Below are 22,973 nucleotides of genomic sequence, written 5' to 3'. Positions count from 1 at the left end.
ATAAGGTACCGATCGGTCCGCGTGTCGTCGCGGGGCCGGGAGGAGAGCGCCGCGAATGCCGATGATCGGACGGGACAGCGAGCTGGCGGAACTGGCCGCGCTGGTGGGCGCTCCCGAGGGCCGCAGCGGCGTCGTGATCGAGGGCGAACCCGGGATCGGGAAGTCGACCCTCGTCGAGCGGGTGGTCGTGGTGGCGGCGGACGCGGGGTTGCGGGTGCTGCGGACCACGGGTGTGGAAGCCGAGCACGGCCTCGCCTACGCCGGACTGCACCGGGTGCTGTATCCGCTGCGCCGGGCCTTCGACGCGCTGCCCAGCCGTCAGCGCGAGGCGCTGACCTGCGCGCTGGGCATGTCGGACCTGGTCGAGGAGCCGAGCCCGCACCTGGTCGGGCTCGGCGCGCTGACCGTGCTGGCCGATGTCGCGGCCGAGCGGCCGCTGCTGGTCGTCGCCGAGGACGCGCACTGGCTCGACCCGGCCAGCGCCGAGGTGCTGGCCTTCGTCGCGCGACGGATCGATGCCGAACCCGTCGTCCTGGTCGCCACCGTCCGCGACGGCGCGAGCTCACCACTGCGTGATGCCGAGCTGGCCGTGATGCGGCTGGGCCCCCTGTCCGACGCCGACGCGAACGCGCTGCTCGACCGGATGGCGCCGGGCGCACCGGCCCAGGTGCGGCGCCGGGTGCTCGCCGAGGCACACGGCAATCCGCTCGCGCTGACCGAATTGCCCACGGCCGCGGTCGATCTCGCCGACACCACCGCCGCGCTGCCGCTGACCGAACGGCTCGAACACGCCTTCTCGGCTCGCGGCGCGGAACTGCCCGAACACACCAGGTCGGCGCTGCTGGTCGCCGCGCTCGACGACGGCAACGCGCTCGCCGAGATCCTCGCCGCCACCGGGCAACTCATCGGATCCGTGGTCGACGCCGACGTGCTCGCGCCGGCGGTGAGCGCGCGCCTGATCGATATCGGCTCCGGCACAGTCGCTTTCCGCCATCCGCTGGTCCGCTCCGCACTGGTCACGGCGGCGCGGGCGGAGGAGCGCTGCCGCGCGCACCTGGCGCTGGCCGACGTGCTCGCCGGGTCGCCGGATCGCCAGGTGTGGCACCGGGCGGCGGGCACGCCGGGCACCGACGAGGAGGTGGCGGCGGCGCTGGAGGCGGCCGCCGAACGCGCCAGGCACCGCGACGGGGCCATCGCGGCCCTGGAACGCGCCGCCGCGCTCAGTGGCACTCCCGGCCGCCGCGCCGACCGGCTGCTGCGCGCGGCCGAACTCGCCGTCGAATCGGGTCGTCGCGACATCGTGGACCGGCTGGTCGACGCCGCGCGCTCGCTGCCGCTCACCCCGGGGCAGGAGGCCACGGCGAGCTGGGTACTCAGCGCGCCCGAGGACGGGATCAGGGAGAGCCCGGCGCGGATCGGCGAACTGGCGGCGCTGGCCGCCGCCGTGGCCGCCGACGGGTATCCCGATCCGGCGCTGCGGATCCTGTGGGGCGCGGCCATGCGGTGCTTCTGGTCCGAGCCGGGACCGGACATCCGGCGCGCGGTCCTGGCCGTCGCCGACTCCTTCGGCATCCCCGACGGGGATCATCGCAAGCTGGCGATCGACTCGATCGTGGCGCCGTTCGAGCGCGGCGAGCAGGTCCTCGGCCGGCTCCGGGTACTCGCGGCCACCACCGGACACGACCCGGAGGTCGACTACTTCCTCAGCAGCGCCGCCTACCAGGTCGGCGCGTTCGATCTCGCGGCCCACTTCGCCGGGGCGGCCGCACCCGGCTTCCGCTCCGCGGGCAGGCTCGGCCTGCTGACGCGGGCGCTGGCCATCCAGGCGTGGAGCCTGGCCAGGGTCGGTGACCTCGCCGCCGCGGCCCCCATCGCGGCCGAGGCGGCGGCCTTCGCGCTGGAGACCGGGCAGACCTTCATGCACGCGTCCGCCACCGGCGTCCAAGCCGAGATCGCCGCGCTGCGTGGGGATTACCCGACGGCCACGGCTATCGCCGCGGACACCGAACGGACCGGGCTGGCCGCCGCCGTGCGACCGGTGCTGGCGACCGTGCAGCTCACGCGCGCGATCATCGCCCTGGGCGAGGGCCGTTTCGACGACGCGTTCACCGATCTGGCCCGCGTCCACGATCCGCTGGACCCGTCGTATTCGCCGGCCCTGCGGGTGTGCTTCCTGACCGAGCTCAGCGAGGCCGCGGTGCGCGCGGGCCGCACCGAGGCCGTCGCGAACCTGCTGCGCGGGCTGGAGCCGGTGGCGGCGGCCACCTCGTCCCCGGCGCTGCACATCGGAATGCGGTATGCCCGAGCCGTTCTCGCGGGCGACTCGGCCGCGGAGATGTTCGCCGAGGCACTGGCGGCCGATCTCACCGGCTGGCCGGCCGAACGCGGCAGGCTGCACCTGGCCTACGGCGAGTGGCTGCGCCGCCAGCGGCGGGTGGTCGAATCCCGGACCCACCTGCGCACGGCCAGGGAGATCTTCGACGCCCTCGGTTTCACCGCCTGGAGCGAGCGGGCCCGTCTCGAGCTGCGCAGCGCCGGCGAATCCAGCCCGAACCGGGACCCGGACGCGCGCGAACGGCTCACGCCGCACGAGCTCAGCATCGCCCAGCTGGCGGCGCAGGGGCTGACGAACCGGGAGATCGGGCAGCGGCTGTACCTGTCGCACCGGACGGTCAGCACGCACCTGCACCGGATCTTCCCGAAACTCGGCATCAGTTCGCGCGGTGACCTCGCCGCGCTGCTGCCGACACTGGACGACGCGGCGGTCTGACGGCGCCGAGCGATCGACACCGATTACGTCATCCGACGCACGCGGCGGACCCCACCCGCTCCCTAGCTTCGATGACATGGACATCAATCGACGACGACTCTTCGGCGGCGCGCTCGCGGCGGGCGCCGCGGGGCTGGCCGTGACCTCCCTCGGCGCCTGCGCCACCGAAGCGCCGGCCGCGCCCGCCGTCCCCGGCGCCGCGCTGCGGGCGGGGGCGGGAGCCAACACGAGCCTGGGGCCGATCAAGACGATCCAGGCGGGCGTGCTCGACATCGCCTACGCCGAATTCGGGCCTGCCGCAGGTCAACCCGTGGTGCTGGTGCACGGCTGGCCGTACGACCCCTACAGCTTCGCCGACGTGGGCCCGCTGCTGGCCGAGTCGGGATTCCGGGTGCTGGTCCCGTTCCTGCGGGGGTACGGGCCGACCCGCTTCCTGTCCGCGCAGACGCCACGCAACGGTCAGCAGTCGGCCATCGCGCGCGACATCGTCGACTTCCTGGACGCGCTGCGCATCGACAAGGCGGTGCTCGGCGGATTCGACTGGGGCGCGCGGACGGTCGACATCATCGCGGCGCTGTGGCCGGAGCGGGTCAAGGCCATGGTCGCGGTGAGCGGGTACCTCGTCACCCAGCTGGCGGCGCAACAGCAGCCGTTGGCGCCCGCGGCGGAGCTCGGCTGGTGGTACCAGTACTACTTCGCCACCGAACGCGGCCGCCTCGGCTACGCGCGCAATCGGCACGATTTCAACAAGCTCATCTGGCGCAACGCCTCTCCGGCGTGGGATTTCGACGAGGCCACCTACCAGCGCAGCGGCGCCGCCTTCGACAATCCCGACCACGTCGACATCGTCATCTCCAACTACCGGTGGCGCCTCGGCCTGGCGCCCGGTGAACCGCGGTACGACGACTACGAGCAGCGGCTGTCGACCGGCCCGGTCATCACCGTCCCCGCCATCACGATCAGCAGCGACTTCGACGGCGCGGCCAAGGACGGAAAAGGCTACCGGGGCAAGTTCACCGGGAAGTACGAGCACCGCGTGCTCGACGGCATCGGCCACAACGTTCCGCAGGAGGCGCCACGGCCGTTCGCTCAGGCGATCGTCGACGCCGACCGGATGTGACCGGAAGGCACAGTCACACAGACGAACTCCGGCGCGGGGCGATCGCCGCCCGGCGCCGGAGTGCTGTCGATCGCTAGACGGTGATGGTCTGGTACTCGGTGTACTGGCCCAGTCCGACCGCCCCGAACTCGCGACCGATCCCACTGGCCTTGAACCCGCCGAACGGGCCGTCGAATCCCACCGGCGCGCCGTTGACGGTGACCGTCCCCGTCCGGATGCGGCGCGCGACCGCCAGGGCGGCGTCCTCGTCGGCCGACCACACGCCGCCGGAGAGCCCGTAGTCGGAGTCGTCGGCGATGCGGACGGCGTCGTCGATGTCGTCGTACGGGATGACCACCAGGACCGGGCCGAAGATCTCCTCGCGCGCGATCCGCATGGCCGGGGTCACGTCGGCGAAGACGGTCGGGGTGACATAGAAGCCGTCGCCCAGGCCGGGCGGTAACTGCGGCCCACCACAGACCAGGCGCGCGCCCTCGGCGATACCCGCCTCGATGTAGTCGCGGACCCGCTGTTGCTGATCGCCGCGGACCATCGGCCCGATGAACGTGCTCGGATCGCTCGGATCGCCGACCGGCAGCGACTCCACCAGCGCGGCGAGCGCGGCCACCACCTCCGCGTACCGGCCGCGCGGGGCGAGGATCCGGGTCTGGGCGATGCAGGATTCACCGTTGTTCAGCAGCGATCCGAACTTCAGGCCCGCCGTCACCGCGGCCAGGTCGGCGTCCGGCAGGATCACCGCCGCCGACTTCCCGCCCAGCTCGAGGCTGACGCGCTTGAGCTGCGCGCCCGCGATGGCCGCGATCCGCCTGCCCGCCCCGGTGGACCCGGTGAACGCGATCTTGTCCACCCGGGGGTGCGAGATCAGGTGCTCGCTGGTGTCGCGGTCGGCGGGCAGCACGCTGAGGACGCCGGCGGGCAGCCCGACCTGATCCAGCAGGTCGGCCAGCAGGCCCATGCTCAGCGAGTTCTCCGGAGACGCCTTGAGCACCACCGAATTCCCGGTGAGCAGGGCGGGCAGGATCTTCGCGGTCGCGGCGGCGAAGGGCGAGTTCCACGGAATCACCGCGGCGACCACGCCGACCGGCTCCCGGCGGACCACGGTGCGAACCGGGTCGGCCGGGTCGGACGGGATGAGCGTGCGCTCCCACGGAAAGTCCTCGGCCGCGGTGAAATAGGCGCGCGCCTGCCGGGTCAGTCCCGCTTGGCTCGCCGTGGTGAACCAGGCGGCCGAGCCGTTCTCGGCGGTGATGAGCGCGGCGATGCGGTCGGCCTGGGCGGCGCGCAGCTCGTCGAAGCGCCGGAGCGTGGCGATGCGGCGGGCCGGTGGGGTGTCACGCCAGACGCGGCTGTCGAAGGCCGCGGCGGCCGCCGCCACCGCCCGGTCCACGTCGGCGGGTTGCGCCTGCGCCGCCCGGCCGATGACCGAGCGGTCGTGCGGGGAGAGGATCTCCAGGAGGGCGGGTTCGCTGGGTTCGGTCCAGGTGCCGCCGACGTAGAGCCGGTCGTAGACGATCACGCCACCGCCTCCTCGCCCTGCTGGTCGCGGTAGGTTTCCAGCAGCCGCAGCCAGACCTCGCCGATGGTGGGGAACGACGGCACGGCATGCCAGAGCCGTTGCAGCGGAACCTCTCCGGTGATCGCGATGGTCGCCGAGTGCAGCAGTTCGGCCACCCCCGGACCGGCGAAGGTGGCGCCGACGACGACACCGCGATCCGGATCGAGGAGCACCCGCGCCCGTCCGCGATATTCGGGATCGTGCTGGATCGCGCCGGCCACGTGGCCGATCTCGTAGTCGACCACGTGCACCGCGCGTCCGATGCGGGCGGCGTCGGCGGTGGTGAGGCCGACCGAGGCGATCTCCGGGTCGGTGAACACCACCTGCGGCACCGCGTCCAGATCGGCGGTGGCGGTATGCGCGCCCCAGCGCCCGGTGTCCAGTGCCTGCCCGCGCGCTCGCGCGGCGATGACCGCCCCGGTGATGCGGGCCTGGTATTTGCCCTGGTGGGTGAGCAGGGCCCGGCGATTCACGTCGCCGACGGCGTAGAGCCACTCGCCCTCGACCGCGGTGACGGTGAGCGTGTCGTCGGTGCTCAGCCACCCGCCCGGCCGCAGGCCGACGGTGTCGACGCCGAGGTCGGTGGTGCGGGGTGCGCGCCCGGTCGCCAGCAGCAGTTCGTCGGCCACCAGCTCGGTGCCGTCGGCGAGGGCGAGGTGAACCTCGTCGCCGACCCGGGTCGCCGTCTCGATGGTGGTGCCCAGTCGCAGGTCGACGCCCGCTTCCCGGAGCCGCTCGGTGACCAGGTCCGCGGCGAACGGCTCGACGCGCCCGAGCAGCCGGGATTCCCTGGCGATCAGGGTCACCCGGGCGCCGAGGGCCTGCCAGGCGGTGGCCATCTCCACCGCGACCACCCCGGCGCCGAGGATCGCGAGCCGGTCCGGCACCGACCGCGCCGCCGTGGCCTCGCGACTCGTCCACGGCCGCAGCGCGTCCAGATCGGGCAGCGGTGGCAGTGCGGCGGTGGTGCCGGTGCACAGTGCGACCGCGTGCCGGGCGAGGAGCCGCACGGTGCCGCCGTCGGGCGTGCGGACCGTCACCCGCTTGGGCCCGTCGAGCCTGCCGTGGCCGCGCACCAGGTCGACCCGCACGGAGTCGAGCCAGGCGAGCTGGTCCTGGTCGTTCCACTCGGCCGCCATGCGGTCGCGATGCTTCAGCACCGCGGCCGCGTCGAGACCGCCGGTCACCGCGCCAGCCACCCCGGGGAAGCGGGCGGCCTCGCGATGGAGCAGCGCCGGGCGCAGCATCGCCTTGCTGGGTTCGCACGCCCAGTAGGAACATTCGCCGCCGACCAGTTCGGCTTCGACGATCACCGTGCGCAGCCCGGCGGCGCTGGTCCGGTCGGCGACGTTCTCACCGACCGGACCGGCGCCGATCACCACGACGTCGTAGCTGCGGGTTTCGTTGTCGGACATGATGTTTCCTTCCGGGTCAGCGGCCGGGCGCGCGCTGGGTGACTTCCTGCAGGTACCAGCCGTTGCCGTCGGGATCGGTGAACGCGGCGAAGGAGCCGTAGGAGCGTCGCCGCGGGTCGGCGCCCGGCACCCGGTGCGCGGTGCCGGGGTGGTGGAACACGCCGGTGGCGTCGCGGAAGGGGCCGTCGACCGCGACACCGCGCGCGGTCAGTTCCGCGACGGCCTGCTCGATATCGGTGACGATCAGGTGCAGGCCGTGCGTGGAGCCCGGTGCGGCCGAGGCGACTCCGGTGCCGAAGATGATCGAGCACTCCGAGCCGGGCGGGGTGACCTGCACGACGCGATAGCCGTCGTCCACCGGGAAGTCGGCGTCGAGCCGGAAACCCAGCCGGTCGACGTAGAAGGCCTTGGCGCGGTCGACGTCGGCGACGGGCAGCACGACGACTTCCAGTTTCAGATCCATGATCGGTGATCTCCTCGAACGATTTTCGTGATGGGTCAGTGGGCGGCGGCGGCCTGTTCGATGACGTCGGCGACGACATCGGGATGCGAGACGGCCACCGAATGCGAGGCGGCGACCTCGGTGATCCGGGAATGCGCCCGCTCGGCCATGAACCGCTGCGCGGCGGCCGGGATGTTGAGGTCCTGGGTGGTGACCACCGACCAGTTGGGCTTGTCGGTCCAGGCGGCCACCGTGGCCTTCTCCTCGAGCGCGGCCTGCGCGATCGGGCGCTGGGCGGCGGCGGCCAGCGCGGCGCGCTCGGCGGGCACGTCGGCGGCGAACTGGGCGGGGAACTTCGCCTGCTGGATGTACAGGTCGGTGCCCGTGCCGCCGTCCGCGCCGGTGACCGGGACCGGGTCGAGGGTGCCGGGCAGGGTGGAGCCGGGGAACTTGTTCGTCAGCTCCAGCGCGGTCTCGCCCGGGGCGGGCTGGAAGGCCGCCACGTAGACCAGCGACCTCACCTGGTCGTTGCCCGCGGCGGCCGCGCTGATGACCGATCCGCCGTAGGAGTGCCCGACCAGGACCACCGGGCCCTGGAGGTGGCTGATCACGCTGCGCACGACCGCCGCGTCCGCGGCCGGCCCGCGCAGCGGATTGGCCACCGCGACAACGGGATAGCGGTCGGCGATGAGCTTGTCGACGACGTCGTTCCAGCTCGAGCCGTCCGCGAACGCGCCGTGGACCAGGACCACGGTCGGCCGTGGCGCGTCCGGCGTGGGGCCGGCCTGGGTGGTGGTGCTCGCGGTGCAGGCGACGGCGAGGGCGCCTGCGGCGACGGCGGCGGTCGCCGCGGCGATGATCCGGTGCGGGCGGCGGATGTCGACCATGTCGATGGTCCTTTCGAACGAACGGTGCGATGCGGGTGGTTTCACCCTGGGCCGCACCGCCCGGCCGCCACATCTGTCATCTGACGCCGACCATGACGTAGTCGCCCGCGATTACGTCATCGCCTGCGTCATCCGACAGATTCGGCGGGTACCCGCGGACGGCGATCGTTGTGCCATGACAACGATCCGGTTCCACCTGCTGTCCACCCTGACTCCCGCCGAGGTGGTGCGCGTACTCACCGACTTCGGCCCCACCCGCCCCGAGACCTGGGCGAACACCATCGACGCCGCGCACTTCGTGGTGCACGAGCGCGGCGACACCTGGGCCGAGGTCACCGAGGGCACCGCCGCCGCCTGGGAACGCGCCCGCTACGACTGGGATCCCGCCGGCGACACCGTCACCGTCACCACGCTGGACTCCAAACTCTTCGGCGCGGGCGGCGGCTGGGTCTTCCGTGCCACGCCCACCGAGCGGGGTTCGCGCGTCGACGTCGAACTGACCCGCACACCCACGGCGGTCAAGGGCAAGATCCTGGCTGCGCTGCTGCCGCTGATCGGACCGTCCTCGCTGCGCAAGTCCTTCGCCGCACCGCTGCGAGCCGCGTGATGCCCGCTGTCCGCCCGCAGGCGCCAGTCATGACCGAACGCCCTTTCATCGCAACCCTTTTCGTGACCGGCCCGATCGCGATGGTGATCTGGTCGGAAGCCGCCGTGCTGCACGGCCGCGGCCCCGGTCCGCGCGAACTACTGGGCTGAGCCCGAACCGATCGAACGGAAAATCCCATGAACAAGACCGCAGTACCGGCCGTCGCGACGACGGAACGGGCGTCGGTGATCCGGCTGTCGCTGGGCCGCGGAGTGCTGGCGATCGGGTGGGCGTCGGCCTTCGCCGTCGTGAGCGACACCCTGGGCCCGGTGGCCGTCGCGCTGCTCGTCGCCTATCCGCTGATCGACGCCGTGTCGTCGCTGATCGACCACGGGGGAATGCCCGACGGACCCGAACGCCGGGTGACGGCGCTCAACGGCACACTGAGCGCGGTCGTCGCCGTCGCGCTCGGCCTCGCCGGCGCACTCGGCGGAGCGGGCGCGGTGCTCGGGGTCTTCGGGGCCTGGGCCGTGGTGTCGGGCGCGGCGCAGCTCGTCGTCGGCCTGCGCCGTCGGGGCCCGGTATTCGGTAAGCAGTGGCCGACGCTGATCTCCGGTGGTCTGTCCTTCCTGGTCGGCCTCACCTATCTGGCCCAGGCGGCGGGCGACTCGCCGTCACTGCACGTGCTGTCCGTGTACGCGACCGGCGGCGGCGTCTTCTTCGTCGCCCAGGCGGCACTGCTGGCGTGGAAGTCACGTCAGGGCAGCGAAATTCACTGATTCATCGTCGAATTCGACAACGGCAAGGAGCATTTCATGACCCAGCGACTGCGCGGCAAGACGGCGCTGATCACCGGATCCACCAGCAATATCGGGCGTTCCATCGCGCTCGCGTTCGGCGCGGAGGGCGCGCACGTCGTCGTGTCGGGCCGGGACCGGGCGCGCGGCGCGGAGGTCGTCGAGCGGATCCGGGGCGACGGCGGCACCGCGGACTATGTGCGCGCCGATCTCGACGGCAGCTCCGCCGCCAGCCGCGCGCTGGCCGCCGCGGCCGTCGAGGCGGCGGGCGGACGGCTCGACATCCTGGTCAACAATGCCGGAATCTATCCGCGCGCCACCACGCTCATGGTCGACGACGACACCTTCGACCGGATGTACGGCGTGAACGTGAAGGCGCCGTTCTTCCTGACCCAGGCGCTGGTCCCCGGCATGATCGCCGCGGGCGGCGGCATCCTCGTCAATCTCGGCTCCTGGGTGGCCCGGCTCGGTGTCGGCTCCGGCGCGCTGTACAGCTCCACGAAGGGCGCGATGGAAACCCTCACCCGCGCCTGGTCGGCCGAGTTCGGGCCGGACGGCATCCGGGTCAACGCGATCTCCCCCGGCGTCATCCTCGCGCCCGACGGTGATCCCGCGATCGAGGAGGTGGCCGGGGTCATGATGCACGGCACCCCGGCTGGCGCGACCGGCCGCCCCGATGCCATCGCCGCCGCGGCCGTCTACCTGGCCTCCGACGACGCCGCGTTCGTGCACGGCACCGTCCTCGATGTGGACGGTGGCCGTACCGGCGTCGCGGTCGTCGCCGGAGCAGGCCGGCGCGGGCATGGTCGGTCCGCCTGAAACGCCGACGGCCACCCCCGGGTGGACCGGGAGTGGCCGTCGGCGCGGGCCGAGGTCAGTGCTTGACCAGGACCGGCTGTTCCGGCTCGTCGGACGGGGTTTCGTCCTGGGCGCCGTGCGGGTTGCCCGCCGCGCGGTTCGGCAGCAGCACGGCCATGGCGATCACGATCAGGGCCAGGGCGGCCGAGACCAGGAAGGCCAGGCGCATGCCGTCGAGCGCGGCCGAGGTGGGGTCGGTGCCCGCGTCGATCAGCGAGGTGCTGCGCGCCGACATGACGGTGACCACCAGGGCCGTGCCGAACGCCGCGGCGACCTGCTGCAGGGTGCCCAGCATCGAGCTGCCGTGCGAGTACAGATGCATCGGCAGGGCGCCCAGGCCCAGCGTGAACACCGGCGTGAACGCGGCGGCCAGCGAGACCATCAGCAGGATGTGCAGGGCGAGCAGCTGCCAGTACGGCATGGTCAGCGAGATCTGGGTGAAGCCGGCCAGCGAGACGGCGATACCGATCGAGCCGGGGATCACCAGCATCCGGCCGCCGAACTTGTCGAACAGGCGGCCGACGGTCGGGCCGAGCAGACCCATCGCCAGACCACCCGGCATCACCAGCAGGCCGGTCTCCAGCGGGCTCAGGTGCCGCAGGTTCTGCAGGTACAGCGGCAGCAGGATCATCGAGCCCATCATCGCCAGGAACGCCACCGCCATCAGCACCAGCGCCTTGCTGTAGGTGCCCGACAGCAGCACCCGCAGGTCCAGCAGCGGGGTGCCGTTGCGCTGCAGCTGGATCTGGCGCAGCGCGAACGCCGCGACCAGGGCGACGCCACCGGCCACGATCAGGGCCGGAGTGGTGTAGCTGCCGCTGTGGAACTTGCTCAGACCGAACACCAGGCCACCGAAGCCGAGCGCGGCCAGCGCCACGCTGAGCACGTCGATCCGGCCCGCCTGCGGCTCACCGACATTCTCCAGCTGCCGCAGCCCGAGCCAGGTGACCAGACCGGCGATCGGCAGCATGATGACGAACAGCCAGCGCCACGACGCCACCTGCAGGATCAGCCCGGAGATCACCGGGCCCATGGCGGGCGCCACCGAGATCGCCAGGGTGACGTTGCCCATCACGCGGCCGCGGTCCTGCTCGGCCACCACGGTCATCAGGGTGGTCATCAGCAGCGGCATCATCACCGCGGTGCCGCCCGCCTGGATGATCCGGCCGATCAGCAGCACGGCGAAGCTCGGCGCCAGCGCCGAGATGACGGTGCCCGCGATGAACACGCCCATCGCGGTGGCGTAGGCCTGCCGGGTGGTGACCCGCTGCAGGAACCAGCCCGTGGTCGGGATGATCGCGGCCATCGTGAGCATGAACGCGGTGGACACCCACTGCGCGGCCACCTCGGTGACGTGCAGGTCCGCCATCAGCCGCGGGATGGCGTTGATCATGATGGTTTCGTTCAGGATGACCACGAAGGTCGCGAGCACCAGCACCCGGATGACGGTGGGTGTGCGCCCTTTCGTCGTCGTCGGGGATAGGTCGGCCGGCATCGGGGTACCTCCAGAACAGGGATCGGCAGGGCGAACGGTGGCCCGATGCCGAGTCGACTGCGTCCCGGCACCACATCAGAGAAGACGGATTCGGTCGGTCCAACTCATCGGGCGCGGCACAGTATTCCGCTCACCTACGACACAAATCACCTTCTTTTCGCTGCGGGGCCCGCGCGATAGCCGAGTGAACCCGCAGGTAGAGGCGATTTTCTCGCGTCGATTTCGGGTGATGGTGACCCTGGTCACTCGTCCGATACGCACTGTTCGGGGTGCGTGTGCGGGTCGAAACCCCGGGGTATACCGGAGGAGTGACGGCATCGAGACTGTGGCTTGCTGTGGTGTGCGCGATCGTCGCTTCGCTGGGGGGTGTCCAGGCGTCGGCCGATCCGGGGGCGCGGGTGGCGGGGGAGGCGCCGCTGGGCGGGCGGGCCGCGCAGCTCGACGTGTATTCGCCCGCGATGGGCCGGGTCATCCAGAACCGGGTGATCAAGGCGGCCGGTCCGGGCGCGCCCACGCTGTACCTGCTCACCGGCGCTGGCGGCGGCGCGGACGGGATCTCCTGGTGGGACAACACCGACGTGCGCCAGTTCTTCGCCGACAAGTACGTCAACGTGGTGATGCCGGTGGGCGGCGCGTTCACGCTGTACACCGACTGGATCGCCGACGATCCCGGCGTCGGCCGGGTGCGCTGGGAGACCTACCTGACCAGGGAACTGCCCGAGGTCATCGACGACGCGCTCGGCGCCAGCGGCCGCAACGCCATCGCCGGTGTCTCGATGAGCGCGTCCTCGGCGCTGGACCTCACCATTCGCGGCGGGTCCAGGTTCGCCGCGGTCGCCGCGCTGAGCGGCTGTCCATGGGCGGCCGACCCGCTCGGCATCACCATGGCCAGTGCGCAGGCCGTGCGCGGCGGCGGCAATCCCGGGAACATGTGGGGTCTGCCCGGCGGGGACGTGTGGCGCGAACACGACGTGTTCGCCAACGCCGGCGGGCTGGCGGGCAAGACGGTCTTCCTGTCGGCCGCCACCGGCATCCCGGGCGCGAACGACGCCGGGCTGCCGTTCCCGCCGCTGGAATCGATCGCGGGCGCGTGCACGGCGGCCTTCGCCGGGCGCCTGGGTCAGCTCGGTATCCCGGCCACCTACGTGCACCGGCCGACCGGTTCGCACACCTGGGGCCAGTTCCAGGCCGACCTGCACGAGGCCTGGCCGCACCTGGCCGCCGCCATCGGGGCTTGAGCCTCAGGCGTCGACGGCGACGGAACCGCTCGGCGTGACGATCTCCTCGGCCGGAGCCGGCGTGACCGGCTCCACGACGCTGTCGTCGCGCCTGCCACGCCGGTACCACCACTGCAACAGCCCGACGGCCACCACAGCAAGGGCCGCGCTGGTGAGGCTGATCGGCAGGCCCGGCGGACGCCAGGTCACCGTCAGCCGCGCGTTCCTGGTGCCGGGCGGGATGTCCACGGCGACGAAGGTGCCCGCGACCGCGCGGACGGGGATCTCGCGGTCACCCAGCGTCGCGGTGTAGCCGGGCCAGGCCAGGCGCGACAGGACGATCCGGCCGCCGGTGCCCGAGGACACCGTGGCGCTGCTGGTGAGACCACCCTCCGCCATCACCGTGGCGTGCACGCCGGACTCGTGTGCGATGACATCACCGGGCGAGGGCAGCGGGTTGACCCGCTCCAGCACCCAGATCTGCGCCTCGTGCCCCGGGTAGTGCACGAACTTCCAGCCGGCGGGCGCGGGCTTGTTCCCCGCGTCGGGATATTGGCTGCGTTGCAGGACAACGCGATCCAGCCGCATCAGGTCGACGACGGGCGTGTCGGTCGACGGCTCCACCGCGAACACCTTCTGATACGCCTGCGGGCAGGTGCCCCCGTCCCAGGCCATGCACAGCAGCCCGGCGAAGGCCGCGTGCCCGACCGGGGTGTAGCCGTTGACGTACTGCAGGCCCAGATTCTTGGCGTAGCTGCCCAGCGCGATCGAGCCGTAGGTGCCCGCCAGGGTGCGCTCCTCGTCGCGCACCATCACCCGGTCGGCCAGTTGCAGTGTGCGACCGCCGAAATCGGGGAACGCGGCCGTCATCTCGGAGCGGCGCTCGGGGAACCCGTACGACAGCGGCGTCTTCGGCGCCGCGGCTACCTGCGCGAAGGCGATGGGGAAGATCGACACGATGGTCAGCGCGGCCGCCGCGGTCACGCCGCGGGTGCGCGCCAGCCACAGCACGCCCGCGCCGAGCGCCACCACGACGATGACCCCGAGCAGGTGCCGCTCCAGCAGTTTCGGCGCCGCGGAGAACGACCGGACGAACAGCAGCGCGATCAACGCGCCCGCCGCCGCGTAGCGCCGCTTCGACGCCGCGAACACGCCGTAGCGGCTGAGCAGCACGCACACCAGCACCAGCAGCGCGATCGCCAGCATCGGCAGCACCCGGGCGGGCCAGCGCAGCGGGCCGATGGCGCCGGGCCCCGCGGTCCACATCAGCGCGGCGACGGCGAACAGCGCGATCCCGCTCCACTCGGACGCGGCGCGCGCGGCGGCCTTCCAGTCCACGAACGCCAGCGCCGGGATCACGAACCAGGCGATGTAGACCATCGGCAACGGCTGCACATGGCCCCACCAGGCGGTGAACGCGGGCACCGTGCTCGGCAGGCTCGCGTTCAGCGATTCCGACCACGGGACGGTGAGGAAGGGGTCGTTGTGGATGGTGGAGACGTCACCGCGCCAGGTGGCCTGCGAGGACAGCAGGATCGGCAGGTTGGCGACCATCGACGCGGCCACGGCCAGACCGGCGGTGCCGAGCACCCGCAGCACCGGCGCCCAGCGCCGCTGGTACAGGTATTCGCCCGCGGCGACGGCGGCGATCATCAGGCCGGATTCGACGGCGGGGAAGGCGTATTGGATGGTCAGCGCCAGGTACAGGAACACGAACAGCGGGATCGGCCCGGAGCGGCCCCTGGCGTAGAGCACCGCAGAGGCCCAGGCGTGCACCAGCCACGCGGTGCCGGTCTGCGAGGTGAACCAGCTGGCCTCGTCGAAGAACAGGAACCAGCCGCTGAACGGGAACGCCACGCCGGCCACCGCCGCCCAGGGCGCGCGGGCGCCGTAGGCCAGGCAGATCCGGAACACCCCGAGCGCGGCGATCGCCGAGAACACCAGCTTCACCGCGGTCGCGTAGGCCGCCAGATTGTCGAACGAGGGCGCGAGCAGATACACCAGCAGCTGCGCCGGGTTGTAGAGCCCGGCCTCCTCGAGGCTGTAATTGCCCGCCATCCACTCCCACGGCACCATCGCCGGGAACCGGCCCGCCCGCAGTTCGGTGCCCAGCAGCTGCCACATGGGCACGTACTGGGCCTCGGTGTCGTCGGTGTAGAAGTGCCGCGAGTCGCCGAGCAGGACCGCGAGATAGCCGGCCAGTACCGCGATCACGACGATGATCGCCCACTGCGCCACTTGTTTTCGCGGCTCCAGCACCGCGCGTACCCACACGAGCGCGGGAGCATAGGGCATGGAAGTGAATCGGACAATACCGAGGCCTGTCCCGGCGTGGTGGTGGACGTTTGACCAGCTCAGGTGTGGTTAGGTTGGGGTAACCACATCTCGGTGTGCCGCGCTGTCCGGATCGCAGTTGGTAGCATGGCCAGACCGAGCCGACCCTTCGAGAGAGTCATCAATGCAGTTCGAAATCGTCGAGCGGGACGAGACATGGGTGGCCGGTCTACCGGTCCGTAGTCCCAAGCGTGCGCTCGGGGAGCTGCGCGACCGGGATCTCGAAGCCGCGTGGTCGGCCGTCCTGCACCAGGATCTCGGTGGCCCGCTGGCCAGCGCGTACACCGACTACACCGGTGAGCTGAGCACCTACAACACCCAGATCGTCGGGTACCAGTGCGCGTCGCTGGATCAGGTCACGCGCGGACACCTCGCCGCCCGCCTCCCGCGCGGCACCTACGCGCGCTTCTCCTCGGTGGGTAACTTCCCGCAGGTGATGACGGATCTGTGGACCCAGATCGCCTACGCCGAGGAGCACAACCAGATCAAGCGCACCTTCACCGGCGATTTCGAGTGCTACCCGCACGCGTACAAGATCGACCTGTATCTGGCGGTCGATCCGCGATGAGCTACACGATCGTCGTGCGCGGCGGCGCACTGTACGGCGGACTGGCCGTGCCGCGGGTGCATCCGAGTTTCAAGGTGAGCAACAGCGACCTGATCGAGTTCCTCAAGGATCGGCTGCGCGACCGTCCCGGCGGCGGCGAACCGCTGCACACGGTGTACGTGCCGGACCCGGCGGGCAACTGGAACGCCCTGGTGGCCAGGGAATTCGCCTCTCCGGACGACGTCCCCGTCGGCGACCTGATGGTCCGGGTGCCCAAGGGCATCTACGCCCGGTTCGCGCCCAACGGCGATTACCACGATCCGGTCGAGGATGTCTGGGCCCAGGTGGACGACGCGACCGCCTCCGCGGAGATCTCCCGGGCCTATCGCGAGGAGATCGAGGTCTGGCACGGGCCCGACACCGTAGAATTGTTCGTTTCGATCACGGTAGATAGCTGATCGGTAGCCGGGTCGGAACCGGACGGTTGGTATCGACCATAACCCGCTACCTACACCCCGGTTGACCTGCGGATATTTCAATCCGCTCTGAATGTTGTCGGGGAATTTGCCACTGGCCTGGTGAATTCCTTTCGGATGACGGATACTGCGTAGGAAATCTTTGGCCGGTCGGACGAAACCGACAAGGGTGTAGCTACGGAGTTGTATGAGGGTGTCGGTTCACACCGGCGTGGGCCAGGCCGCCGGGGGAGCGGATGCGGGAGGATTGCACTACCTCGACGATCTGTCCGGATGCCGGGTTCGCGTCGGTACCCCCGCGGAACTTCCCGAGCTGTGGCGGCGATATGTCGACGGTGCGCTAGTTGTTTACCGGCACTACGGAGTTGAGGACGCCCTCGACATCGAGTCCATCGCCGACGGCCGGACCACCACGATGTTCCTCGTCGCGCAGGATCCGGACGGCACCGTGGTCGCGGGGCTGCGCGCGCACGGTCCCCACCGCACCGCCGACGAGATCGCGGGCTTCCAGCCGTGGCTCGGCGCCGAGGGTGAGCGGGAGTTGCGCGCCGCTGTCGCCGAACGGGTTCCGGCCGGCGTCATCGAGACCAAAGGGGCGTGGTCGACCCGGGAGCGGCCGCGCAGGCCCGAACTCGGCGAGCTGCTGGCCCGCGGCATCGTCCACCTGGCCTGGCTCCTGGACGCCCGCTACGTCTTCGGGGCCAGCCCGCTGCACCGGCTCGAGCTCTACGGGTCGAGCGGCGCGCAACAGCCGCCGGAGATCCCGGCGGTGAACTACCCCGACGACCGGTACGTCACCGTGCCGATCTGGTGGGACCTGGAAGACCTCTCGACCGCGACACCGTCCCAGCGTGAACTGGTCACCGTCGAACGCGCGCAACTCGCCACCACGCGGGTGCCTGCCGGAAACCCGGAGCTCTCTTGACCCGAGCCGCTGTGCCCGCCACCACCTTTCGGCCCCGAATCCTGAACGAGCACGATCCCGCCGACGCGGCGGAACTGGCCGGCCTGCGGGCCGCCGCCGAGGTCGTCGATCTGCGTGCCGGCATGCGCGCCGAACTCGGCAAGCTCAAGACCGCGCCGTCGGCCGATCCCGCCGAGGACCGCTGGGTGTACTACCCGTGGCGGTCCGCGCTGGTCGGCGTGGTCGGTACCGAGGCCTTCCGGGCCATCCGGCTCGACCGCAACCGCAACAAGCTCACCGCGGACGAACAGCGGCGGCTGCGCGAGCGCGCGATCGGCGTGGTCGGGCAGAGCGCGGGTCACGAGATCGCCTATCTCGCCGCGCTGGAGGGCATCTGCGGGCAGCTGCGGATCGCCGACTTCGACACCGTCGAGCTGTCCAACCTGAACCGGATCCCGGGCGGGCTCTTCGACATCGGCCTCAACAAATGCGTCGTCACCGCCCGGCGCATCGCCGAACTCGACCCGTACCTGCCCGTCCAGGTCTACCCGGCGGGCATCGACGAGAACACGATGGACGAGTTCCTGCGCGGGCTGTCGGTCGTGGTCGAGGTGTGCGATTCGCTCGACGTGAAGCTCGCGACCCGCGAAGCCGCACGGCGACACCGGGTTCCGGTGCTGATGGAAACGAACGACCGCGGCCTGTTCGACGTCGAACGCTTCGATCTCGAGCCGGACCGGCCGCCCTTCCACGGCCTGCTCGACGGCGCGGGCAGCCGCGAGCTGCGCGACCTGTCGACCAGGGACAAGGCCCCGCACGTCATGCGGATCATGGACCCCACCCAGCTGTCGGCGCGCCTGGCGGCCAGCCTCGCCGAGATCGACGAGACCGTCACCACCTGGCCGCAACTGGGCAGCGAGGTCGGGCTCGGCGCGGCGGTGATCGCGACCGCGGTGCGCCGGATCGGTCTCGAGCAGCCGCTGCCCTCCGGCCGGATCCGGGTCGATCTGGACCAGCAGCTCGACCGGCTCGCCAGCCCGGAACCCGCGCGGCACACCGGCGCGGCGGCGGAGGCGGCGAAGCTCGACGTGGTCGCTCCGCACGGGCGCATCGCCCGGATCCTGCACTGCGTGGAGCGGGCGCCGTCCGGTGGGAATTCCCAGCCATGGGTGGTTCACACCGAAGGTGAGCTTGTTCACATAGCGGTGGATCCGAATCGCAGCTCCGCCATGGATATCCGATTCCGGGGCAGCGCGCTGGCCCTCGGCGCGGCCCTCTACAACGCCCGCGTGGCGGCGGCGGCCCAGGGTTTGCTGACTCGCTCGGAGATCGCGCTGGGCGGGGCGAACCCGGTCTCGATCACCCTGCGATTCGACGACGGCGCCGACCCCGAACTGGCCGCCGACTATCCCGCCGCCCTCGCCCGGGAGACCAACCGGCACCTCGGTGACGGCGCGCCGCTCGCGACGGGCGTGCTCGACGCCCTCACCGCGGCGGCCGCCCGCGAGGGCGCCGCGCTGTACGGCGTCGTCGACCGCGCCGACCTGGGCGAAGCCGCCGAACTGCTGGCCGCCAGCGACCGGATCCGGTACCTGACACCCCGGTTGCACGCGGAGATGTTCAGCGAATTGCGCTGGCCCGACGAGGATCTGCGGACCGGTCTGGACGTGCGCAGCATGGAGCTCGGCCCGGCCGAACAAGCCAAGCTGCAGATCGGCGTGCGCGCGGATGTGATGGCCCAGCTGCGGGATTGGTCGGGGGGCCGGGCACTGGGCGAGTACACCCGTGACCGGGTCGAATCCGGTTCGGCGGTGATCGTCGTCACCGTGCCGGCCGAGCCGGTCGAGACCGATCTGGCGGGCTATGTCCGGGCCGGTAGCGCCGTCGAACGGGTGTGGATAGCCGCGCAGAAGCTGGGGCTGGCGGTACAGCCGGTGTCGCCGGTTTTCCTCTATGCCCGCGACGGCAACGATTTGCACAACGTATCCGCTGCATTCACAGATACACTGACCTCGATCCAGAAACGGTTCTCCGCACTGATGAGAGTCCCCGGGCATGAGACGGTCGCTGCTGTACTACGACTGAGCTACGCCCCTGCTCCGACAGTTCGGAGCGAAAGGCTCCCAGTACTCGGTTCAGGGAACGACAGATAGCACGATCGGAGAAACGGTGCCGCGGCGAACCCTCGACTCGTTGGTGACGCAGGTCGCCTCGGAGTTGATGGGTGTCGACGCCACGACCATGGTCTCCGCCACGGAGCGGGTCCTGGCCAGCCTGGTCAGCTACTTCGACGTCGACTTCGCCTACCTGCGTCACACCGACCGCAAGCACCGCCAGACCGTGCTCATCGCCGAGTGGCCGCGCCGACCCGAGGTGCCCGAGCCCGACCCGCTGCGGGTGATCGACTTCGAGCAGGCCGACTCGCTGTTCCAGGCCAGCGAGAACGCGGTCGAGCCGATCATCGTCAGCCGCGGCGACGAGTACCCCGACTACCAGGAGACCATCCGGCGCAGCACCGGCATGCCCGACATCGTCACCGCGTGCGTGCCGCTGGTCTCGCGCGGCGTGTCGACCGGTGCGCTGGGCTTCATCCGGCGCGGTGACCGGGTGTGGAGCGTGCGCGAGCTCAACGTCCTCAAGGCCATCGCGGCCCTGTTCGCCCAGCTCCAGGCGCGGGTCGCGGCCGAGGACCAGCTGCGCTACATCGCCTCGCACGACGACCTGACCGGTCTGGCCAACCGCCGCGCCCTGCTCGAATACCTCGAGGACCGGCTCGCCGCGGGCAATGTGGGCCCGGTCGCGATCTTCTTCCTCGACCTGGACCGGCTCAAGGCGCTCAACGACTTCCTCGGGCACAACGCGGGCGACAACTTCATCCGCACGCTCTCGGCCCGGCTGCGCAAGAACTTCGATCCTGAGGACATGATCGCCCGCCTCGGCGGCGACGAGTTCGTCATCGTGCCGGCCAAGACCATGGACGCCGTCGCCGCGGAGCTGGAAGCCGCCCGGATCCAGGAACTCGTCGGCAGGCGGGTCTCGGTCGGGCAGGAATCGGTCAGCCGTGGTGTCAGCGTCGGCGTGGCGCTGGGCGTGCCGGGCGAGACCACGGTCTCGGATGTGCTGCGCCGGGCCGACCACGCCCTGCTCTCGGCCAAGTCCGGCGGCGGCAACGGCGTCGCGGTGTTCACCGACGCCATGCGCATGCAGTTCGAACTCCAGGACGACGTGGAGGTCAACCTGCGCAGCGCCGTGTCCGACGGCTCGATGGTGCTGCACTACCAGCCCGAGGTGGACCTGCGGACCGGCCGGATCGTGGCGCTCGAGGCCCTGGTGCGCTGGCAGCATCCCACCCGTGGCCTGCTGCCGCCCGGCGCGTTCGTCGCCGTGGCCGAGGCCACCAACCTGGCGGGCGAACTGGGCCGCTGGGTGATCCGCTCGGCCTGTTCCCAGTTCGCCGACTGGCGGCGGCGCGGGCTGGCCGCCAATGTGGTCATCCGGATCAACGTGTCGCCGGTGCAGCTGGTCAGCGCCGACTTCGTGGAACGCATCGAGGACATCCTGCGGCTGTACGGGATCGACGGCAGTTCGGTCTGCCTGGAGATCACCGAGCACGTGGTGGTGCAGGACCTGGTCCGCACCCGGCTCACCCTGCGCGGACTGAAACGGATGGGAGTCCAGATCGCCATCGACGACTTCGGCACCGGCTACAGCTCGCTGTCGCACCTCAAGGCGCTGCCGGTGGACGCGGTGAAGATCGACCGCGGTTTCGTGCAGCGGCTCGGTGACAGCAACGACGACCTGGCGATCGTGAAGTCGATCATCGGCCTGGCCGGTTCGTTCGGTCTCGGCGTGGTCGGCGAGGGCGTGGAGACGCCGATGGCGGCGCGCACCCTGGTCGGCCTCGGCTGCTACCGCGCGCAGGGCTTCCTGATCGCGCGGCCCATGCCGACCGACGAGGTCGAGGCGCACCTGCGCGACGGCCGCATCCCGCTCGACCTCGACCTGCCGCGGGCCGGCCGCGGCGTCCCGAGCTGACGGCGGCGATGTCGGGCGACTGGATGCTCGTGGAGACCCTTGCCTCGGACCTGGAGCCGAGCGTGGTCGCCGTCGGAGAACACCCCAAACAATGGACCCCGCTGGCCTCGCTGCGCCGCTGGGTCGGCCCGGCCGCGGCCGGACTCGCGGTCGAGGCGATCCGGCAGTGCCGCGACACCGGCCTGCCCGTCCGGCTGGTCGACGGTGACCGGGTGGCCGTCGCCGAACCGGTGCACTGTGCCTTCGGCGGGGTGCACGGCGTGGAGCTGTGGACCGGCACCGACGGCGCGCCCGTTCCGCCGCGTCGGCCGGTGGCCGCGTGGGACTGGGAGGCCGACACCGAACTCGCCTACCACGGCCCCGGCCTGGAGGAACTCGTCTTCGCGCGCGATCCCGCGCGGGTGGAGGTCGTCCGGACGCCACCGGACGCCTTCGGCCGGATGGTCCGCTTCGACGGCCGGGTCGACTACTTCGCGATGGTCTCGCGCCTGGACCTGGGCGGCAACTGGCAGGGCGAGGTCGACATGGCGGGCGACGACGACCGGGTCCGGCACTTCCAGATGATCACCAGGGCCCGCCCCGGCCTGCGCCGCATCAGCGCGCTCATGCACGACATCCCGGTCCTGAGCCCCGCCGAGGCGGTCGCCGACCCCGACGTCACCATCCTGCGCGCCGTCTCCCAGCGCAGCGGCGTAGGCGTCGGCATCATCGAACTCTCCACCGCCCTCATCTACGAGTGGGCAGGCGAACCCCTCCCCCCACTCGACCGCTGGGCCGTCGAACGCCCCACCGTCGACCCCGACGACCTCACCGCCCTCCGCACGGCCTGCGCCGAGGTCGCCGAACGCCCCGGCATGTCCCGCCGCCTCTCCCTCCGCGTCCGCTTCGCCACCGGCGACTGGGTCCTAGCCCAGGTAGAACTGGTCTCCATGACCATCGCAGGCACCGGCCACGGCCTCCTCCGAGTCTGGGCCGAAGACCCCGCCCACGCCGGTTAGCCACTGCCGTTGCGCTTGGGCGATGCCCTACTTGCCCGCAGGAAGAGGCTGAGGTGGCTCCTGCACGTACGGCTCAGGCCGGAACGGTTCGCAGGTCCGGCGCTCCAGATCGTTCGGCTGGCCAGGGCGCTGCGCGAACTCCTCACCGGAGGTCCGGACCACCAACAATCTCGGCACGGCGGTCGTCTCACCGTCGGCGGATTTCTCGGTGGTCAACTCCACTGTCGAACGCACAGCGTGGTATTCGTGAGGTTCGTCGAGCAGTGCCAGTTGACCATCTTTACCCGAGGAATACACGCCGGGCGTGTCATACCTGCATATAGTCACGACCCACCGGTCGCCGTCCTGCTCCGAAATATCGACCGCCCGATAACGTGCGCCACCCGTTTCCGGTAGGCGCGGCGCGCCGTCATAGGGCAGCGCCGCGTTGAACGGGCCTACCGCCTCGTTGATCTCCGGGAGGAGAGAATTGTCCTTGTTGCCGATACGGATGACTTCAGAACCTGGACATCGAGGGCCGGTTGTGCCGCAGCGGTG

At 71.2% G+C, this 22,973-nt stretch carries 18 protein-coding genes; 12 read left to right on the top strand and 6 right to left on the bottom strand.

The genetic code is table 11. From position 1 onward, the window contains the following. Window positions 1–55: 55 nt before the first annotated feature. Window positions 56–2,770, top strand: coding sequence for an ATP-binding protein (locus tag EL493_RS31275; RefSeq protein WP_019049219.1), 2,715 nt, complete (start codon window positions 56–58; stop codon window positions 2,768–2,770). A gap of 76 nt (window positions 2,771–2,846) precedes the next feature. Next, complete coding sequence (locus EL493_RS31270; protein ID WP_019049218.1) at window positions 2,847–3,890, top strand: alpha/beta fold hydrolase; 1,044 nt, start codon at window positions 2,847–2,849, stop codon at window positions 3,888–3,890. 73 nt (window positions 3,891–3,963) lie between these two features. Here EL493_RS31270 and EL493_RS31265 read toward each other — a convergent pair whose 3' ends face one another. The 4 genes from EL493_RS31265 to EL493_RS31250 are packed head-to-tail and all read right to left on the bottom strand — an operon-like array spanning window position 3,964 to window position 8,189. Then, a complete protein-coding gene (locus EL493_RS31265) occupies window positions 3,964–5,406 on the bottom strand; it encodes an aldehyde dehydrogenase (protein WP_019049217.1) in 1,443 nt (480 codons plus the stop codon). Further along, window positions 5,403–6,860, bottom strand: a complete 1,458-nt coding sequence (locus EL493_RS31260; protein ID WP_019049216.1) for a dihydrolipoyl dehydrogenase family protein — start codon at window positions 6,858–6,860, stop codon at window positions 5,403–5,405. The genes EL493_RS31265 and EL493_RS31260 overlap by 4 nt, the downstream gene beginning before the upstream one ends. Window positions 6,861–6,876: 16 nt before the next feature. Further along, window positions 6,877–7,323: a VOC family protein gene (locus EL493_RS31255; RefSeq protein ID WP_019049215.1), complete on the bottom strand. Its 447-nt coding sequence runs from the start codon at window positions 7,321–7,323 to the stop codon at window positions 6,877–6,879. A gap of 35 nt (window positions 7,324–7,358) precedes the next feature. Beyond that, a complete protein-coding gene (locus EL493_RS31250) occupies window positions 7,359–8,189 on the bottom strand; it encodes an alpha/beta fold hydrolase (RefSeq protein ID WP_019049214.1) in 831 nt (276 codons plus the stop codon). A 175-nt stretch (window positions 8,190–8,364) separates the two neighbouring features. On the opposite strand from EL493_RS31250, the gene EL493_RS31245 reads away from it, so the two are divergent. The 3 genes from EL493_RS31245 (at window position 8,365) to EL493_RS31235 (ending at window position 10,391) form a co-directional block, all read left to right on the top strand. Then, on the top strand, window positions 8,365–8,796 hold the full coding sequence (locus tag EL493_RS31245) for a hypothetical protein (protein WP_019049213.1): 432 nt from the start codon (window positions 8,365–8,367) through the stop codon (window positions 8,794–8,796). Between the two features lie 176 nt (window positions 8,797–8,972). Beyond that, complete coding sequence (locus EL493_RS31240) at window positions 8,973–9,554, top strand: hypothetical protein (RefSeq protein ID WP_019049212.1); 582 nt, start codon at window positions 8,973–8,975, stop codon at window positions 9,552–9,554. Window positions 9,555–9,590: 36 nt separating this feature from the next. Continuing rightward, the gene (locus EL493_RS31235; RefSeq protein ID WP_019049211.1) at window positions 9,591–10,391 is read left to right on the top strand and encodes an SDR family NAD(P)-dependent oxidoreductase; all 801 of its coding nucleotides are present in this window, start codon (window positions 9,591–9,593) and stop codon (window positions 10,389–10,391) included. Window positions 10,392–10,446: 55 nt separating this feature from the next. On the opposite strand, the gene EL493_RS31230 is transcribed toward EL493_RS31235, so the two are convergent. After that, window positions 10,447–11,925 (bottom strand): MDR family MFS transporter, encoded by a 1,479-nt coding sequence (locus EL493_RS31230; protein WP_022566251.1) that lies wholly within the window; start codon window positions 11,923–11,925, stop codon window positions 10,447–10,449. A gap of 308 nt (window positions 11,926–12,233) precedes the next feature. Here EL493_RS31230 and EL493_RS31225 point away from each other — a divergent pair, with 308 nt between their 5' ends. Next, window positions 12,234–13,163: an alpha/beta hydrolase gene (locus tag EL493_RS31225; RefSeq protein WP_036835055.1), complete on the top strand. Its 930-nt coding sequence runs from the start codon at window positions 12,234–12,236 to the stop codon at window positions 13,161–13,163. 3 nt (window positions 13,164–13,166) lie between these two features. On the opposite strand, the gene EL493_RS31220 is transcribed toward EL493_RS31225, so the two are convergent. Next, on the bottom strand, window positions 13,167–15,437 hold the full coding sequence (locus EL493_RS31220; RefSeq protein WP_198040843.1) for a glycosyltransferase family protein: 2,271 nt from the start codon (window positions 15,435–15,437) through the stop codon (window positions 13,167–13,169). A 163-nt stretch (window positions 15,438–15,600) separates the two neighbouring features. On the opposite strand from EL493_RS31220, the gene EL493_RS31215 reads away from it, so the two are divergent. The 6 genes from EL493_RS31215 to EL493_RS31190 all read left to right on the top strand — a co-directional run bounded on the left by EL493_RS31215 (window position 15,601) and on the right by EL493_RS31190 (window position 22,436). Next, window positions 15,601–16,044, top strand: coding sequence for a GyrI-like domain-containing protein (locus EL493_RS31215; RefSeq protein WP_019049207.1), 444 nt, complete (start codon window positions 15,601–15,603; stop codon window positions 16,042–16,044). Beyond that, the gene (locus EL493_RS31210; RefSeq protein ID WP_019049206.1) at window positions 16,041–16,481 is read left to right on the top strand and encodes an AraC family transcriptional regulator; all 441 of its coding nucleotides are present in this window, start codon (window positions 16,041–16,043) and stop codon (window positions 16,479–16,481) included. Before EL493_RS31215 ends, EL493_RS31210 begins: the two co-directional genes overlap by 4 nt. Window positions 16,482–16,686: 205 nt before the next feature. Then, window positions 16,687–17,424: a hypothetical protein gene (locus EL493_RS31205; RefSeq protein WP_019049205.1), complete on the top strand. Its 738-nt coding sequence runs from the start codon at window positions 16,687–16,689 to the stop codon at window positions 17,422–17,424. Further along, entirely contained in the window at window positions 17,421–19,556 is a 2,136-nt protein-coding gene (locus EL493_RS31200; RefSeq protein WP_030201108.1) for an Rv1355c family protein, read from the top strand. The genes EL493_RS31205 and EL493_RS31200 overlap by 4 nt, the downstream gene beginning before the upstream one ends. Before the next feature lie 67 nt (window positions 19,557–19,623). Beyond that, entirely contained in the window at window positions 19,624–21,438 is a 1,815-nt protein-coding gene (locus EL493_RS31195) for a putative bifunctional diguanylate cyclase/phosphodiesterase (RefSeq protein ID WP_051719436.1), read from the top strand. Between the two features lie 8 nt (window positions 21,439–21,446). Beyond that, window positions 21,447–22,436 carry a GAF domain-containing protein gene (locus EL493_RS31190; protein ID WP_019049202.1) on the top strand — a complete coding sequence of 330 codons (990 nt, stop codon included), beginning with the start codon at window positions 21,447–21,449 and terminating at the stop codon, window positions 22,434–22,436. Window positions 22,437–22,973 lie beyond the last annotated feature (537 nt).

The organism is Nocardia asteroides, from assembly GCF_900637185.1.
GTDB classification, from domain to species: Bacteria; Actinomycetota; Actinomycetes; order Mycobacteriales; family Mycobacteriaceae; genus Nocardia; species Nocardia asteroides.
The sequence above is the reverse complement of the archived record's forward strand: the minus strand, read 5'-3'. Positions and strand labels throughout refer to the sequence as shown.